The 16,273-nt window shown below is 72.6% G+C and carries 14 protein-coding genes and 2 pseudogenes; 7 read left to right on the top strand and 9 right to left on the bottom strand.

What is annotated here, in order from left to right; all coding sequences use genetic code 11:
- Nucleotides 1-14: 14 nt before the first annotated feature.
- Together ACTMVF_RS07600 and yczE are read right to left on the bottom strand one after the other, a co-directional pair.
- On the bottom strand, nt 15-785 hold the full coding sequence (locus ACTMVF_RS07600) for a glycerophosphodiester phosphodiesterase (RefSeq protein WP_441270182.1): 771 nt from the start codon (nt 783-785) through the stop codon (nt 15-17).
- Nucleotides 782-1,498, bottom strand: a complete 717-nt coding sequence (yczE, locus tag ACTMVF_RS07595; RefSeq protein WP_441270181.1) for a membrane protein YczE — start codon at nt 1,496-1,498, stop codon at nt 782-784. Before yczE ends, ACTMVF_RS07600 begins: the two co-directional genes overlap by 4 nt.
- Before the next feature lie 63 nt (nt 1,499-1,561).
- On the opposite strand from yczE, the gene ACTMVF_RS07590 reads away from it, so the two are divergent.
- On the top strand, nt 1,562-3,061 hold the full coding sequence (locus tag ACTMVF_RS07590; protein WP_441270180.1) for an SCO1417 family MocR-like transcription factor: 1,500 nt from the start codon (nt 1,562-1,564) through the stop codon (nt 3,059-3,061).
- Between the two features lie 49 nt (nt 3,062-3,110).
- Here ACTMVF_RS07590 and ACTMVF_RS07585 read toward each other — a convergent pair whose 3' ends face one another.
- Both ACTMVF_RS07585 and ACTMVF_RS07580 read right to left on the bottom strand, forming a co-directional pair.
- A complete protein-coding gene (locus tag ACTMVF_RS07585; protein WP_441270179.1) occupies nt 3,111-4,745 on the bottom strand; it encodes a hypothetical protein in 1,635 nt (544 codons plus the stop codon).
- A 41-nt stretch (nt 4,746-4,786) separates the two neighbouring features.
- A complete protein-coding gene (locus ACTMVF_RS07580) occupies nt 4,787-4,981 on the bottom strand; it encodes a hypothetical protein (RefSeq protein WP_004002760.1) in 195 nt (64 codons plus the stop codon).
- A 316-nt stretch (nt 4,982-5,297) separates the two neighbouring features.
- Between ACTMVF_RS07580 and ACTMVF_RS07575 the strand changes: the two genes are divergently transcribed.
- The 5 genes and pseudogenes from ACTMVF_RS07575 to ACTMVF_RS07555 all read left to right on the top strand — a co-directional run.
- Nucleotides 5,298-5,690, top strand: coding sequence for an ankyrin repeat domain-containing protein (locus ACTMVF_RS07575; RefSeq protein ID WP_441270178.1), 393 nt, complete (start codon nt 5,298-5,300; stop codon nt 5,688-5,690).
- A gap of 301 nt (nt 5,691-5,991) precedes the next feature.
- Nucleotides 5,992-7,410 (top strand): HEAT repeat domain-containing protein, encoded by a 1,419-nt coding sequence (locus ACTMVF_RS07570; RefSeq protein ID WP_441270177.1) that lies wholly within the window; start codon nt 5,992-5,994, stop codon nt 7,408-7,410.
- Between the two features lie 197 nt (nt 7,411-7,607).
- A complete protein-coding gene (locus ACTMVF_RS07565; protein ID WP_441270176.1) occupies nt 7,608-8,738 on the top strand; it encodes a glycosyltransferase family 4 protein in 1,131 nt (376 codons plus the stop codon).
- A gap of 44 nt (nt 8,739-8,782) precedes the next feature.
- On the top strand, nt 8,783-9,946 hold the full coding sequence (locus tag ACTMVF_RS07560; RefSeq protein WP_441270554.1) for a glycosyltransferase: 1,164 nt from the start codon (nt 8,783-8,785) through the stop codon (nt 9,944-9,946).
- Nucleotides 9,943-10,785, top strand: a pseudogene (locus tag ACTMVF_RS07555) (SGNH/GDSL hydrolase family protein); the annotation flags it as partial. The gene ACTMVF_RS07560 and the pseudogene ACTMVF_RS07555, both read left to right, overlap by 4 nt.
- 234 nt (nt 10,786-11,019) lie before the next feature.
- On the opposite strand, the gene ACTMVF_RS07550 reads toward ACTMVF_RS07555, so the two are convergent.
- From ACTMVF_RS07550 to ACTMVF_RS07530, 5 genes and pseudogenes are all read right to left on the bottom strand, one after another.
- A complete protein-coding gene (locus ACTMVF_RS07550) occupies nt 11,020-11,889 on the bottom strand; it encodes a biotin-dependent carboxyltransferase family protein (RefSeq protein WP_441270175.1) in 870 nt (289 codons plus the stop codon).
- Nucleotides 11,886-12,515 (bottom strand): 5-oxoprolinase subunit PxpB, encoded by a 630-nt coding sequence (gene pxpB, locus ACTMVF_RS07545; protein ID WP_441270174.1) that lies wholly within the window; start codon nt 12,513-12,515, stop codon nt 11,886-11,888. Before pxpB ends, ACTMVF_RS07550 begins: the two co-directional genes overlap by 4 nt.
- Nucleotides 12,512-13,270, bottom strand: a complete 759-nt coding sequence (locus ACTMVF_RS07540; protein WP_441270173.1) for a LamB/YcsF family protein — start codon at nt 13,268-13,270, stop codon at nt 12,512-12,514. Before ACTMVF_RS07540 ends, pxpB begins: the two co-directional genes overlap by 4 nt.
- Before the next feature lie 20 nt (nt 13,271-13,290).
- Nucleotides 13,291-14,109, bottom strand: a complete 819-nt coding sequence (locus tag ACTMVF_RS07535) for a putative hydro-lyase (protein WP_441270553.1) — start codon at nt 14,107-14,109, stop codon at nt 13,291-13,293.
- 29 nt (nt 14,110-14,138) lie between these two features.
- Nucleotides 14,139-15,361: pseudogene (locus tag ACTMVF_RS07530) on the bottom strand (MFS transporter).
- A 163-nt stretch (nt 15,362-15,524) separates the two neighbouring features.
- Between ACTMVF_RS07530 and ACTMVF_RS07525 the strand changes: the two are divergent.
- Nucleotides 15,525-16,220 carry a GntR family transcriptional regulator gene (locus tag ACTMVF_RS07525; protein ID WP_441270172.1) on the top strand — a complete coding sequence of 232 codons (696 nt, stop codon included), beginning with the start codon at nt 15,525-15,527 and terminating at the stop codon, nt 16,218-16,220.
- The last annotated feature ends 53 nt before the right edge of the window (nt 16,221-16,273 follow it).

Here is a 16,273-nt window from a genome sequence, read left to right as displayed (position 1 = left end):
GGAGACCGTACGGGTCAGACCCAGACGCCGCGGTCCTCCATGACCTTGCGCAATGTGTCGATGTGATCGGTCATGATGCCATCGACTCCCAGATCCAGGAGCCGGTGCATCGCATCGGGATCGTTGATGGTCCACACGTGCACCTGGAGCCCGCGCGCGTGGGCGGCCCGTACGAAGCGGTGGTCCACCACCTGGATGCCGGACTGTGCCTCGGGAACCTGGGCGGCGACGGCCGAATGGCGCAGCGCGGCCGGCACTCCCCAGGAGCGCAGCCGCAGATTGAGGACGCCGCGGGTGCCGTACGACGTGGCCAGGCGTGGTCCGGCCAGCCGCTGGGCGCGGATCACGCGGGCTTCGGAGAAGGAGCCGGCGCAGACGCGGTCCCAGGCGCCGGTGCGCTCGATCAGTTCCAGGAAGGGGTGGAGTGCCGGCTCCGCCTTGAGGTCGACGTTCCAGCGCACGTCGGGGAAGGTCTCCAGGAGCTCTTCGAAGAGGGGCACCGGCTCCTTGCCCGCCACGCGCGCGTGCCGTACGTCGTCCCAGGGCAGGTCGGCGATCCGGCCCGCCCCGTCCGTCACCCGGTCCAGCGTCGAGTCGTGGAAGGCGACGAGCTTGCCGTCGCGTGTGGTGTGGACGTCGGTCTCGATGTACCGGTAACCCATCTCGAACGCGCGCCGGAACTGCAGCACGGTGTTCTCCAGGCCGTCCGCGGCCCCGCCACGGTGGGCGAAGGGGATCGGGCCGGGGTGGTCGAGGTAGGGGTGGCGTATCCGCGTGGTGCTCACGGACGCAGTATCGCGCGCCGGGGTTGCCCGGTGGCAACGACCGTGCTGCTGTCCGATGCCGGGGGGACGGCGAACACGCGCAGGAAGAGCTGGGCGAGCGGGCCGATGGACAGCGCGTAGAGGACGGTGCCGACGCCGACCGTGCCGCCCAGGGCGAAGCCGGTCACGACGACCGCGATCTCGACGGCCGTGCGCATCAGGCGGATCGAGCGGCCGGTGCGCTGGTGCAGGCCGGTCATCAGGCCGTCGCGGGGCCCCGGTCCGAAGCGGGCGGCGATGTAGAGGCCGGTGGCCACGCCGTTGAGCAGAATGCCGACCAGGAGAAGGGGGATGCGTACGGTCAGGGTGTGCGCGTCGGGAACCAGGGCGAGCGTGCCGTCCATGGCGATGCCGACCACGAAGACGTTGGAGACGGTGCCAAGGCCCGGGCGCTGGCGCAGCGGGATCCACAGGAGCAGCACCGCCGCGCCGACGAAGATCGACACGACGCCGATCGTCAGGCCGGTGCGTTCGGCGAGGCCCTGGTGCAGCACACCCCAGGGCTCCAGGCCCAGGCCCGACTCGACGAGCAGCGCCGAGCTCGCGCCGTACAGCGCGAGCCCGACGTAGAGCTGGGACAGCCGCCGTATGAGATGCCCCTGCGACAGACTGCGTGCGGGATGCTCCTGCTTGGACAAGACGTGCCCCCCTGTGGTGGTAGTGGACTGATGCATGACACCCTGTGGCTTGGGAAGCAACGCCCTCCATGGCCAATTCGGGGAAGGTGGACTGGAAAGATGGCGCAGTGGACTTCCGCGGTGGGTGCCGCGCAGCTCGCCCGGCTCCTCACCTCCCAGCAGGACCGCCCCGCCGGCCCGGGCAGCAAGCGCCCGCCCGCGTACCGGGCGCTGGCCGACGGCGTCCGGCTGCTGGTCCTGGAGGGCCGCGTCCCGGTCGCCGCGCGGCTGCCCGCCGAGCGTGAGCTGGCCCTCGCGCTGTCGGTGAGCCGGACGACCGTGGCCGCGGCCTACGAGGCGCTGCGCGGCGAAGGGTTTCTGGAGTCGCGGCGCGGGGCCGGGAGCTGGACGGCCGTACCGGCCGGGAATCCGCTGCCCGCCCGGGGCCTGGAGCCCCTGCCGCCGGAGGCGCTGGGCTCGGTGATCGACCTGGGCACCGCGGCGCTGCCCGCGCCCGAGCCGTGGCTGACGCGTGCCGTCCAGGGCGCTCTGGAGGAGCTGCCGCCGTACGCCCACACCCATGGCGACTATCCGGCCGGGCTGCCCGCGCTGCGCGCGATGATCGCCGACCGGTACACGGCGCGCGGGATTCCGACCATGCCCGAGCAGATCATGGTCACGACCGGGGCGATGGGTGCCATGGACGCGATCTGTCATCTGTTCGCGGGGCGCGGTGAGCGGATCGCGGTCGAGTCGCCGTCGTACGCCAACATCCTCCAGTTGATGCGGGAGGCGGGCGCCCGGCTGGTGCCCGTCGCCATGGCCGAGGGGCTGGCCGGCTGGGACGTGGATCGCTGGCGGCAGGTGCTGCGGGAGGCCGCGCCCCGGCTCGCCTATGTCGTCGCCGACTTCCACAACCCGACCGGGGCGCTGGCCGACGAGGATCAGCGGCGGCGGCTGGTGGACGCTGCGCGGTCTGCGGGGACGGTGCTGGTCGCCGACGAGACGATGAGCGAGCTGTGGCTCGAACCGGATCTCGAGATGCCGCGGCCGGTGTGCGCCTTCGACCCGGCGGGGTCGACCGTCGTCACCGTCGGGTCGGCCAGCAAGGCCTTCTGGGCGGGGATGCGGATCGGCTGGGTGCGGGCGGCACCGGATGTGATCCGCAGTCTCGTGGCCGCGCGCGCGTACGCCGACCTGGGGACGCCTGTGCTGGAGCAGCTCGCCGTGAACTGGCTGTTCGGCACGGGGGGTTGGGAGCAGGCGGTGGAACTGCGGCGCGGGCAGGCCCGGGAGAACCGGGACGCCCTTGTCGCGGCCGTACGGCGGGAGCTGCCCGAGTGGGAGTTCGAGGTGCCGAGGGGCGGGCTCACGCTGTGGGTGCGGACGGGGGGCCTGTCGGGGTCCCGGCTCGCGGAAGCGGGGGAGCGGGTGGGGGTTCGGGTGCCGTCCGGGCCTCGGTTCGGGGTGGACGGGGCCTTCGAGGGGTATGTGCGGTTGCCGTTCACCGTGGGGGGCGCGGTGGCCGAGGAGGCCGCGGTGAGGTTGGCTGCGGCGGCGCGGCTGGTCGAGAGCGGGGGGAGCGGGGCAGGGGAGTCGGCGCGGCCGTTCGTGGCGTGAGCGGCGTCGCTGCCGGCGCGCGGCACGACCGCCGCAGCTGTGACGGCGACTACGACGTCTCCGCCACCACAGCCTCCGCCGGCACCGGCTCCGGTTCCTGTTCCGTCTTCTCCAGCCTTCCCAGCGTTTCCGCCTCCACCGGCGTCGTCCGCGCCGGCAACAGGTCCAGTACCGCCTGCCGGTGGGCCTCGCTGGTGGCGTCGTCGTACGGGTCCGGGGTCGCCGGGACCTGGAGGCGATGGACCGGGCCCGTGCCCAGGCGGGCGTAGCCGCGGCCGGGTGGGACGTCGGCGACCGGGGTGGTGTGCGGGGGAACGCCCAGCACGGTCTCCAGTTGCTGCGCCGTCGCGGGGCCGAGCACGACACGCGCGCGTGTGTGCTGCAGTAGGGCGTCGCTCAGCGCGTCCAGGGCGTCCCACTGCTCGGCCACGACCACCGTGACGTTGGCCGCGCGGCCGTGCCGGAGGGGCACTTGGAGCAGGGACTGCGGATCCTTGCGGTCGTCCGCGGCGGCGAGGTGGGAGAACACGGTCGGGCGGTCCAGGAGGATCCACAGCGGGCGCTTGGTGTCCTCCGGCGGAGGGTTGCCCGTCTGGCGGGCCCGGTTCGTGGCGATCAGGCGCCGTTCCGTCTCGGTGGCCGCCCACTCCAGACTCGCCTGCGCGCCGGCCAGCCCGCACTCGACGGCCAGGACGCCGTCCCGTCCGATCAGACAGGCGTACTCGCCGGTACTGCCGCCCTCGACGATGACGATGTCGCCGTACTGCAGGGCCTGCAGGGCGATCGAGCGCAGCAGGGTCGAGGTGCCGCTGCCGGGCTGGCCGACGGCCAGCAGGTGGGGCTCGGTCGAGCGGATGCCGGTGCGCCAGACGACCGGCGGCACGTCGCGCTGCTGGTCGCCGTAGGTGAGGGGGAGCGTGCGCTGGACCTGGGTGGGGTCGGTGAAGCCGAGGACCGTTTCGCCGGGGCTCGTGACGAAGCGCTGGGCGGCGACGCCGGTGGGCAGCGGGGCGAGCACGGTGACGGTGAGTTCGTTGCCCTCCTCGTCCCAGGCGAAGTGGTACTCGCGGCCTCGGCCGGACTTCGTGGTCAGCAGGTGCTCGATCCGCGCGCGGGCCTGGGACTCGCCGTCGGTGAAGTAGGCCGGGTAGCGGATCAGGAGACTGCTGACCCGTCCCGTGCCGTCGAACTCGTACTCCGGGAAGGCCTTCTCCCACTCGCCACCGTGGGCGTAGAGCGGAGCCGGGTCCTCGGCGGCCGAGAAGTACGGGACCAGCGCCTCGTAGAGCGACCTCAGCCGCTCCGTCTGCGACTCGTCGGGCCCGTCCGGTGTCGACGGCCCCCGGTCGCGGCCCTGCCAGGCTGCCGCCGCCATCAGGGTGATGACGGCGAGCAGCGGCCCGTACGGCACCAGTGCCACGACCAGGATCACCGAAGCCACCAGGAATAGCAGCGGTCCGCGCCTGTCCTTGGGGGTGTCGGCCCACCTGCGCCGCCCGGCCGAGGCCAGCCGGCGCAGTCCGCGGGTGATCGTGATCAACGGGTGGAGGACATCGGAGGCGCTGTCGGCCGCCGTCCGGGCCAGCTCCCGGCTTCGGGCGATCTGCGCCCGGGCCAGCTCCCGGTTCCGGGCGATCTGCGCGCTGCCTGTGCTCAGGATGCGGGGGAGGGGGCGGCGGGCCACTGCTGTCTCCTGGTGGTGCGTACGGGCGGGAGGGGCGGCGTTCAGAACTGGATGCCGCCCAGGAGGCTTGCCAGGCTCTCGCCGCCGGCCTTGATGCTCGGGGCGATGGCCGTGCTTGCCAGATAGAAGCCGAACAGGGCCGAGATCAGGGCGTGGGAGGCCTTCAGCCCGTCCTTGCGGAAGAAGATGAAGACGACGATGCCGAGCAGAACGACGCCTGAGATGGAGAGGATCATGTGAGCGCTCCTGGTTGGTGGGGACAGTCACCATGAGTACTTCCAGGCTCACAGGATGTATCCATACGATAAAAGGTGCAACTGGGTGAAATTCGGCAGATTTCCTTCGGGTGGCGGAGTGTCGCGGTGCGGATGAGCAGGACTGTTGCGTCCGGCCGTGTCTGCGATGATCTTTGCCTCGGACGCATCGGGTCATGTGCGGCGCGAGCCAGTACCCTGGCGAATCACTCGTACGGCCGACACCGCTCGCCTGCCGTACCGGTGCTCCCCGCAGTTCCCGCAGTCCCCGTGTTCGTAGTGAGAGGCGGTCCGGCCGATGACTGAAGCCCCCGACCCCGAGGTCGTGGAGCTGGCGACCAAGATCTTCGATCTGGCCCGGCAGGGGCAGACCGAGGCGCTCGTGGCGTATGTCGACGCGGGTGTCCCGGCCAACCTCACCAACGACCGCGGCGACTCCCTCGTGATGCTCGCCGCCTATCACGGCCACGCCGACGCGGTGCGCGCCCTGCTCGCCCGGGGTGCCGAGGCCGGCCGTGTCAACGACCTGGGTCAGACACCGCTCGCCGGTGCCGTCTTCAAGGGTGAGACGGAAGTGATCAAGGCACTCCTGGAGGCCGGTGCGGATCCGGCGGCGGGCACTCCGTCAGCCGTCGACACGGCCCGTATGTTCGACAAGAGGGAACTGCTCGAACTGTTTGGCGTGTCCTGAGCAGCCCTTTCTGACCAGCGAAAACACGGAAAACGGGGGAGGCGGTACAGGGCCGCCGAAATTTCGGTCGCGGCAGATGTAAGTGCCGAGTCATCATGACGTCGTGATTCACGGACGCGATGGCTGGGCAGGTGTTGCCGCACCGCGCGGGCCGTGATGCGGTCCGCGAGGGCCACTGACGAGAGGCAGAGGAAGATGGTCTACAGCAAGCAGGAAACGGCGGGCGCCCCGACGTGTTGTCACGCGGCCAGGTGAAGCAAGAACCCCGGTTGCGTCGACGCTTGATGTGAGGCTGTTTCCCATGTTCGAACCGGTCATAGCGCCCAGCGGTACGCTGCTCGGCCTGCTCCAGCGGGGTCGCGGCGACGGCACACTGCACGCGCTCACCGCCCCGCGCGCCGAGGCGCTCGCGGCCCTGAACCACTGTGTGCTGCGGGACCCCCGCCACGACTGGCAGGTGGAGAACCGCTCCCTGTACTACGCCCGTCTCTACCTCGACCTGAACGGCGAGCTGGACGAGATCGAGGCGCACCTCTTCGACGTCGAGGACGCCCTCGACACCGAGGAGTCACGCACGGGGCTGGCCCTGGCCGTCCTCGGCCACCTCGCCTCCTACGGCAGGCGGGACGCCCTGGAGCTGCTGCGCAGGTATGCCGCCACGGGCTCCAACTGGGCCTGGGCTCTGGACGAGCTGGCGCTCAGGGACGACGACGCGGGCCTGCGTGCCCTCGCCGCGCCCGTCCTGGCGCGTTTCCCGGCCGATCCCGAGGGCGAGGCCGAGCTGGCCATCGTCGTACGCGATGCTTTTGAGCCACGGCCGTGGCGGCTGTGGGCCGAGGATCCTCGTGAATCGATCGCCACGCGCGTGCGTGCCGCTCAGGAGGCCGGCTGTTTCGATCGCTGGCAACGGCAGATGCGACCTACCGGGCCCCGTCCGGGGTGGAGCGTGCAGGCGGTCTTCGAGTGGGCCCAGCAGGGCATCGAGCGCGGAGCCGCGCTCCATGTGCCCGCCGCTCGGTGCCTCAGCGCCGTCGCGGGCCCCGAGGACCGGCCCGAGATCGTCGCCGCCGCCATGGACGGCACCGACGGAGCCCGCTGCACCGCCCTGCGCTACCTCGCCGACAGCAATGATCCGGACGCCCTCGACCTGATCGAGGCGGCCGTGATCACCGGATCGGCGGCCGTCGTGGAGGCCGCCCTCGACGCCTTCGAACGGATGCGCAGCATCGCCGCCGTCGACCGCGCGCGCGGCTGGGCCCGACGGCCCGACCCGCTCGGCGCCGCCGCCGGACGCATGCTCGCCTGCCGGGGCGGAGCCGAGGACAAGGACCTCGTCCTCGCCGCCCTACGAGAGGCCGTACGCGGCGAAGGCCCCGACGCCCCCACCCTGTGGACCCTCGTCGACGGCACCGGCCGGCTCGGCATCGCCTGCGCCGCCCCCGTACTGCGCCATATCTACCGCGAGACCGCCTCCTCGCATCTGCGCGGCCGCACCGCCCGTGCCCTGGCCGCGACCGACCCCTCCTTCGCGTCCGGCTTCGCCGTCGAGTGCCTCTGGGACTGCGAGGAGTCCACCCGCGAGATCGCCGCCCGGCACGCCGAGACCGGTGACGCGCGCGTGGTCGAGCGACTGCGCCGGCTCGCCGCCGACCCGGCCGAGGAGGACGAGGTCCAGACGGCCGTACGCAGCCGGATCGGGCCCGAGGCGACCGCCGACTGATCATCGGGCGGGTGTGTGTACGCCCTGTGAATGTCGCGGAGATCCGCCCGCCGGGTGAACTCCGGGTGACCTGCGGGTCAGGTGCGCATGGACATGACCTGACCCGCTCGGGGGCGCAGCGGAACGCTCATGGGACGTTTGTCGTTCGGAAAGATCCACTTTGACGCGGCCACGTCCAGCACGGCGACAACACCGGTATGCGTGTCGTCATCGTGACCGAATCCTTTCCCCCCGATGTGAACGGCGTGGCCCACTGCGCGCTCCAGACCGCCCGACACCTCGTCGATCGCGGTCACGCCCCCATCGTCGTCGCCCCGGCCCCCGCTCCCGGGAACAAGGCAGCCGCCGCTCTGGCGCCCTGCCCCGTCGTCCATGTCCCCTCCCTTCCGCTTCCCGGCTATCCCCAGGTCAGGGTCGCCCTCCCCAGCCGGCGCCTGGCCGCCGCGCTGATCCAGCACCAGCCCGACATCGTGCACCTGGCCAGCCCCTTCGTCCTCGGCGTCCGCGGCATGGCCGCCGCCGCCCGGCTCGGCATCCCCGCCGTCGCCGTCTACCAGACCGACCTGGCCGGATACGCCCGCACCTACATGGGCGCCGGCGAGGCCGCCGCCTGGCGGCGCATACGGTCCGTCCACTCCGCTGCCGACCTCACCCTCGTCCCGTCCAGCGCGTCCATGAGCGATCTCGAGGCCCACGAGGTGCCCCGGCTCAAGCTGTGGGCCCGGGGCGTGGACACCGCACGCTTCCGCCCCGAACTCCGGGACGAGGCGCTGCGCCGCGAACTCGCCCCGAACGGCGAGATCATCGTCGGCTATGTCGGGCGGCTCGCCCCCGAGAAGCACATCGAGCTGCTCTCCGGTGTGTGCGGCATGCCGGGCGTGAAGGTCGTGATCGTCGGCGACGGGCCGAGCCAGCCGGCGCTCGCCGAGGCGCTGCCCGGCGCGGTCTTCCTGGGCCGCCGCGGCGGAGACGACCTCGCCCGGATCTTCGCCTCGTTCGACGTCTTCGCCCACACCGGTCCCTTCGAGACCTTCTGCCAGACCGTGCAGGAGGCCATGGCGAGCGGCGTGCCCGTCGTCGCGCCCGCCGCCGGCGGCCCGCTGGACCTGGTCGACCACGGCCGCACCGGGCTCCTGGTGCCGCCGCGCGACGCCGACGCCGTACGGGACGCCGTGCGGGTCCTGGCCGCCGACCCCGCGCTGCGGGCCGCGTACGGGGCCGCCGCGCGTGCCACGGTCGAGGGCCGCACCTGGGCGGCCATCGGCGACCAGCTCATCGACCACTACGAGGCCGTGCTCAAGGCACGGAGGCCGGCGGTGGCGGTATGAACACGTCGCCGCACAACGGTATGAACGCCTCACCTCGGATGGATATGAACACCTCGCTGCGCATCGTCCGCCTGGCGAACTTCGTCGCCCCCGCCTCCGGCGGGCTGCGCACCGCGCTGCGCGAGCTGGGCAAGGGCTTCAAGCTGGCGGGTCACGATCCCGTCCTCGTCGTGCCGGGTGAGAAGTACAGCGACTGCGAGACCGAGCAGGGCCGTGTGATCACCCTGCCCGGCCCGATGCTGCCCGGCACGGGTGGCTACCGCGTGCTCATCGACAAGCGGCGGGTCGCGGCCCTCCTGGAGGAGCTCGCCCCCGACCGCCTGGAGGTCTCCGACCGTACGACGCTGCGCTGGACCGGCAGGTGGGCCCGTCGCGCCCGGGTCCCCGCCGTGATGGTCTCCCATGAGACCGCCGACGGCGTGCTGCGCACCTGGGGCCTGTCGGAGAACCTGTCCCGGCGCGCCGCCGACGCACTCAACGTCCGTACGGCCCACACGTACTCGAAGGTCTTGTGCACCACCGAGTTCGCCGAGCGGGAGTTCGTGCGGATCGGCGCCCGCAACGTCGTACGGGCTCCGCTGGGCGTCGACCTCATGAACCGGCGTCCCACCTTGCGCGACGCGGCGCTGCGCGAGACACACGCGCGTGCCGACGAGAAGCTGCTCGTGATGTGCTCCCGGCTCTCCGTGGAGAAGCGGCCCGGCACCGCGCTGGACGCCCTGGAGTCGCTGCGCGCACGCGGCGTGCGGGCGGTGCTCGTGGTGGCCGGAAACGGCCCCCTGCGGGCGCGGCTCGAACAGCGGGCGCAGGAGCGCGACCTGCCGGTGACCTTCCTCGGGCATGTCGCCGACCGCAGCCTGCTCGGCGCGCTCCAGGCCTCCGCGGACATCTGCCTGGCGCCGGGGCCCGCCGAGACGTTCGGGCTCGCCGCGCTGGAGGCCATGGCCTGCGGCACGCCCGTCGTGGCGAGCGCGTCCTCCGCGCTGCCGGAGGTGATCGGTTCCGCCGGGGCCACCGCGGCGGACAACGGTGACGCCTTCGCGGACGCCGTGGAGATGCTGCTCGACCGTCCCGAGCGCGAGCGCCGGGAGGCGGCACGCGCGCGTGCGGAGTGCTTCGGCTGGGGCACGGCGGTGGACGCCTTCCTCACCGTGCACGACGCGGCCGTGCCGGTGCGTCCCTTCTCGCGTGCGGAGGGCGCGGCATGAGACCGCTCCGCTACGTCGCCCTCGGGGACTCGCTGACCGAGGGGGTGGGCGATCCCGTGGGGAACGGGTGGCGCGGCTGGGCCGAGCTGCTCGCCGACGGGCTGTCCGAACCGCCCGCCGAGTTCACCAACCTGGCGGTCAGCGGGGCCCAGACGCGGGACGTGCTGGAGACCCAGCTGCCCGCCGCGCTGGCCCTGCGCCCGGACGTCGCCTCCGTCCTCGTCGGCGTCAACGACACCCTGCGCCGCACGTTCGACATCCACCACATCGCCGAACGCCTCGACAAGGTCTACGCCGCCTTCACCCGGCAGGGCGCCGCCGTGCTCACCGCGTGCCTGCCCGACCCCGGCTCGATGCTCGGGCTGCCCGCAGTGCTGGGCAGCCCGCTCGCCCGGCGGCAGCGGGCGGTCAACACCGTGGTGCACGCGCTCTCCGAGCGGTACGGCGCCCTGCACCTGCACGCGGCCGAGGGCGACTGGGTCGACGACCGGGCGATGTGGAGCGCGGACCGGCTGCACCCCGGGGAGCGGGGGCACCGGCAGCTGGCCATACGGTTCCATGAGCTGCTGGCGGACGCCGGGGTGACGACCGGGACCGCGCCCGCCGCCGAGCCCGAGTTTCCGCCGCCCACCAAGTCGGCGAGCCTGCTGTGGCTGGCCACCGCGGGTACCGCCTGGGTGATCCGGCGGTGCAACGACCTGCTGCCTCAGCTGATGCGCCTCGCCGCTACCGAGATGCGGCACCGCGCGAAGGGCACGTGTGGCCGACTTGATCTGCGGGCGGCACAGGCGGTGTCGATGGCGCTGGCTTCGTTGTCGGGGCCGGAGCCGGCGCCCGAGCCGGTGCTGGTGCGGGAGCCGGTGCATCGGCCGGTCCCGGAGCACCGGTCGTTCCCGGGGCAGCGGTGCCTGCCGGAGGGGTTGTCGGTGCCGGGTCAGCTGCCGCTGCCGGAGGGGCTGTTGCTGCCCGGGCAGCGCTCGGTCCCGAAGCAGCAGCCCGAACCGGAGGCGGCGTAGCGGCACGCGCGCGTGGCGGGTTCCGGGGGGGGGGCAGCGGGTTCGCGTGTCCGGGAGTCAGCGACGCCGGACGGCCACGAACCGGACCGGCGTGCCCGGCACCGCCTGGGCGGCGGCCGGGAGGTCGGCCGGGCGGACGACGGCGATCACCGGGTAGCCGCCCGTCGTCGGGTGGTCGGCCAGGAACACGACGGGGCGGCCGTCGGGCGGGACCTGGACCGCGCCCAGGACCACGCCCTCGCTGGGGAGTTCGCCGGTCAGAGCCCGTTCCAGGGCGGGTCCCTCGGTGCGCAGCCCAATGCGGTTGCTCGCGGGGGAGACGCGGTACACGCGGGAGGTGAAGGCGCGCACGGTCTCAGGGGTGAACCAGTCGTCGCGCGGGCCCGGCGTCACGCGCAGGACCAGTTCGGCGGGGGGCGCCGCCTGCGGGGCGACGTCCACGCGTGCGTGAAGCCCCGTCGGTCGGCCCAGCGGCAGCACCGCGCCGTCCGTGAGGGGCGGCGGGCCGAGGCCGGACAGCAGGTCCGTGGAGCGGCTGCCGAGGACCGGCTCGACGGCGATGCCGCCGGAGACGGCCACATAGCTGCGTACGCCGGACGTGGCCGCGCCGACTTCCAGGAGGGCACCGGCAGGCACGCGGACCGGAGCGCCCCAGGCGACCGGGCATCCGTCCACCGTGACGCGGCAGGGCGCGCCGCCGATCGCCACGGTCACCGTCGAACGTGGCCGCACCGCACAGCCGTTGAGCGTGGTCTCCAGTACGGCCGCCTCCGGGGCGTTGCCGACCAAGCGGTTGGCGAGCGCTGCGGCGGGCCCGTCCAGCGCTCCCGAGCGGGGCACGCCGAGGTGGGCATGCCCCGGGCGGCCGAGGTCCTGCACGGTGGTGAGCGCGCCGGCGCGTACGACGGAGAGCGCGCGGTCGGTCATGCGCTCCCCACCAGACTCTCCACCTGAACGAAGCGCACGCGCGTGCCCGGTGACAGCAGCGCGGCCGGCACACGCGTGTGGTCCCACAACACCGCGTCCGTGGTGCCGATCAGCTGCCAGCCACCCGGCGACGAGCGCGGGTACACGCCCGTGTACGGGCCCGCCAGCGCCACCGCACCGGCGGGGACGGCCGTGCGCGGAGTGGCCCGGCGCGGGACGTCGTAGCGCGGTGGCAGGCCGGTGAGATAGCCGAATCCGGGTGCGAAACCGCAGAACGCGACGCTGAATTCGATGCCCGCGTGGATGCGCGCCACCTCGTGCGGGGCGACGCCCCAGTGTGCGGCGACCTCGGCCAGGTCCGGGCCGTCGTAGCATACCGGGAGTTCGACGGCCGCACGCGCGCGTGGGGGAGCGGGCGGCACTTCGGCGGTGGTCAGTTCGGAGGCCAGGCGGGCGGGGTCGGCGAGGCCGTCGAGCAGGACCGTCCGGGCGGCGGGCACGATCTCGCGGACCGACAACGAGCCCTCCGTACGGCGCCGGAGGAACTCCGCGTGCAGCGCCTGGGCCTCCGCACCCGAGGACACCTCGACGAGCAGGGCGTCGTCGCCGACCGGTAGCGCCCTCATACGAAGGCCTCCACCCGGACACCCGACTCCTCCAGCCGCGCCCGCACCCGACGGGCCAGCTCGACCGCGCCGGGCGTGTCCCCGTGCAGGCACAGGGAACGCGCGCGTACCCCGACGGGAACTCCGGAGTGCGAGGTGACCACGCCCGAGCGGGCCAGGCCCACCGAGCGCTCCACGACGGCCTCCGGGTCGGTGACCACGGCGCCGTCCTGGCCGCGCGGCACGAGCGTGCCCTGCTCGGTGTACGCGCGGTCGGCGAAGGCCTCCGTGACGGCCGGGAGGCCGGCCTTGGCGGCCAGCTCCAGCAGCCGCGAGCCCGGCAGGCCGAGCACGGGCAGCGCGGCGTCCGCGAGGAGCACTCCGTCGACGACCGCGCCGGCCTGCTCCTCGTCGTGGACGACGCGGTTGTAGAGCGCGCCGTGCGGCTTGACGTACGACACGCGCGTGCCCGCCGCTCGCGCGAAGACCTCCAGGGCGCCGATCTGGTAGGCCACTTCGGCCGCCAGCTCGGCGGGCGGCACGTCCATCGCGCGCCGCCCGAACCCCGCCAGGTCCCGGTAGGAGACCTGGGCGCCGATCCGTACCCCGCGCTCGGCCGCCTGCTCGCAGACCCGCCGCATGGTGGCCGCGTCCCCGGCGTGGAAGCCGCAGGCCACGTTGGCGCTGGTGACGACGGACAGCAGCCGTTCGTCGTCGGTGAGCTGCCAGCGGCCGAAGCCCTCGCCGAGGTCGGCGTTGAGATCGATCGAGGTCATGGGTTACGTCGTTTCCTCTGTCAGGCGACGATGCGGTACTGCTCGTCGCGGGCGTCGGTCAGGAACATCTGGCCTGGCGCGTGGGTGATGGCGAACGGCGGGCGCGAGGCCATCACCGCGGCCTGCGGGGTCACTCCACAGGCCCAGAACATGGGGATGTCGTCCGGCTCCACGTCCACCGGATCGCCGAAGTCGGGCCGGCCGAGGTCAACGATGCCGAGAGCCGACGGATCGCCGCAGTGCACGGGGCTGCCGTGCACCGCAGGGAGGAGGCCGGTCTCCCTCAGGGCCGCCGTCACGTGCTGCGGCGGCACCGGGCGCATGGACACCACCATCGGGCCGTGCAGCCGGCCCGCCGAGCGGCACTGTCGGCCGGTCACGTACATCGGGACGTTGCGACCCTGCTCGACATGGCGGATCGGGACGCCCGCCTCGGCCAGCGCCCACTCGAAGGTGAAGCTGCAGCCGATCAGGAACGACACCAGGTCGTCGCGCCAGTGCGCGCGCACGTCCGTCGGCTCCTCCACCAACTCGCCGTCCCGCCACACCCGGTAGCGCGGCAGATCGGTGCGCAGGTCGGCGCCGTCGGCGAGGACGGTGGTCCAGGAACCGGCGTCCGTGACGTCGAGGACCGGACAGGGCTTGGGGTTGCGCTGGCAGAACAGCAGCATGTCGTACGCCCAGTCGGCGGGCACCGAGATCAGGTTGACCTGGGTGTGGCCCGCCGCGACCCCGGCCGTGGGGCCCGTGAGGCCTTCCCGGAAGCGGCTGCGTGCCGTTTGCGGGCTCCACGCGTACGCGTGCTCGTCGACGAGGGTGAGCGGGCGGTCTTCGGTCACGAGGGTGAGCGCGACGTTCTCCGTACGGTTCACACCAGTTCCTTCCCGCGCGTCTCCGGCAGCCCCAGCAGGGCCAGCGGGTGGGGAAGACGGCGCCCACCGCGCGGCCGGTGTTGTACGTGAAGCCCTGTCCCGTGCCGCGCACCGCCGTCGGGTACAGCTCGCTCAGGTAGGACCCGAAGCCGCTGAAGATCGCCGACATGCAGAACCCGAGCGGGAAGCCGAGCACCAGGAGCAGGGTGTTGGCGCCGTCCGGGATGTTCGCGTACGCCAGGATGCAGACGGCCGACAGCAGCGCGAACAGCCAGATGTTGCGCCGCCGGCCCAGCCGGTCGGTGAGGTAGCCGCCGGTCAGATAGCCGATGAACGCGCCCGAGATCAGGAACGTCAGATAGCCGCCGGTGCCGACGACCGACAGGTCGCGCTCGGTCTTGAGGTAGGTCGGCACCCAGGTCGCGAGGGTGTAGTAGCCGCCCTGGACGCCGGTGGAGAGCAGGCCCGCGAAGACCGTCGTACGCAGCAGGCCGGGCTTGAAGATGGCCGCGAACGAGCCCTTCTCCGTGCTCTGTTCACGTACGGCCACCGCCTTCGGGGCGTCGTGCACCCGGCGTCGCATCCAGATGACGAGCAGCGCGGGCAGTGCGCCGGTCCAGAACATCACGCGCCACGCCAGGTCGTGGTCGACGAACGAGAAGACCAGGGTGTACATGATCGCGGCCAGCGCCCAGCCGACGGCCCACGAGCTCTGGATCGCGCCGAGGGTACGGCCCCGGTGCTTGGCGCTCGCGTACTCGGCGACCAGGATCGCGCCGACCGCCCACTCGCCGCCGAAGCCGAGGCCCTGGAGGGCGCGGAAGACCAGCAGCGTCTCGTAGTTGGGCGCGAAGCCGCAGGCGACGGTGAAGACCGCGTACGTGATGACCGTGATCATCAGCGCCCTGACCCGGCCGATCCGGTCGGCCAGCACGCCCGCGAGGGCACCGCCGACCGCGGAGACCACGAGCGTGACGGTGGTGAACAGGCCGGTCTGGCCGCTGTCCAGGCCGAAGTACGCGGCCAGCGCCACCATGCTCAGCGGCAGGGTGAAGTAGTCGTACGAATCCAGGGCATAGCCGCCGAAAGCGCCCGCGAAGGCGCGGCGGCCGCGCGGCCCCAGGGCGCGCAGCCAGCCGAACGCGCCGTCGTCGGCGGCGCGTTCGTCAGCGGTGGGGTGAGCGTCTGTCAGGGCCTGCGGTGGAGGGGTCGTGCTCATGGGCACCTCGCAGAGAGGGGACGAAGGGTGCGGAACTGAGCTGAACGGTGAGCAGGAGCGCTGAACGGTGAGCGGGAACCGTGAGCAGCAAGGTAGAGGATCGTTGAACGATCCTTCAATACCCGTGTTGTTTCGTTCTCGTGTCTGCGGTTGAATTCCGGGCATGGCAGAGCAGCTGGGCGGACTGGCCGACGACCGTGCCCTCCTGGGGCGCACGAGCACGGCGGAGCGGGTCTCGGACATTCTCAGAAGCCGCATCGCCGAGGGCTTCTTCCCGCCCGGCACCCGGCTGTCGGAGGACAGCATCGGAGGGGCGCTGGGTGTGTCCCGCAACACACTGCGCGAAGCGTTCCGGCTGCTCACCCATGAACGGCTGCTGGTGCACGAGCTGAACCGAGGTGTGTTCGTACGGGTCCTGGCGGTGGAGGACGTCGAAGACATCTACCGGACGCGCGGGCTCGTCGAGTGCGCCGTCGTGCGCGGGCTCGGCGAGCCGCCGTACGGTCTGGACGGCCTCGCAGCGGCCGTCGAGGAGGGCCGCCGGGCGTCTGCCGAGGATGACTGGAAAGGTGTGGGTACGGCCAATATCCACTTCCACCGGGAACTGGTCGCCCTGGCGGGAAGCGCCCGCACCGACGAGCTGATGCGCAGCGTCTTCGCGGAGTTGCGACTGGCCTTCCATGTGGTGGACGACCCGAAGCGGCTGCACGAGCCCTATCTCGCACGCAATCGGCAGATCTTGCAGGCGCTGGAGGCGGGCGACAAGGCCGAGGCCGAGAAGCTGCTCGCCGGGTATCTCGATGACTCCCTGGAGCGGGTCGTGGAGGTCTACCGGCGCCGGGTGACGGGCACGCCCTGAGGGGCGCGGGGCTGTAATCCCCATGCGGCTCCGCCGCGTGGGCGCGACCGGCC

The organism is Streptomyces sp. SD31, assembly GCF_052068475.1.
In the GTDB taxonomy this organism is placed as follows: Bacteria; Actinomycetota; Actinomycetes; order Streptomycetales; family Streptomycetaceae; genus Streptomyces.
Note: the sequence above shows the minus strand (reverse complement) of the source record. Positions and strands in the feature narration are given on the sequence as shown.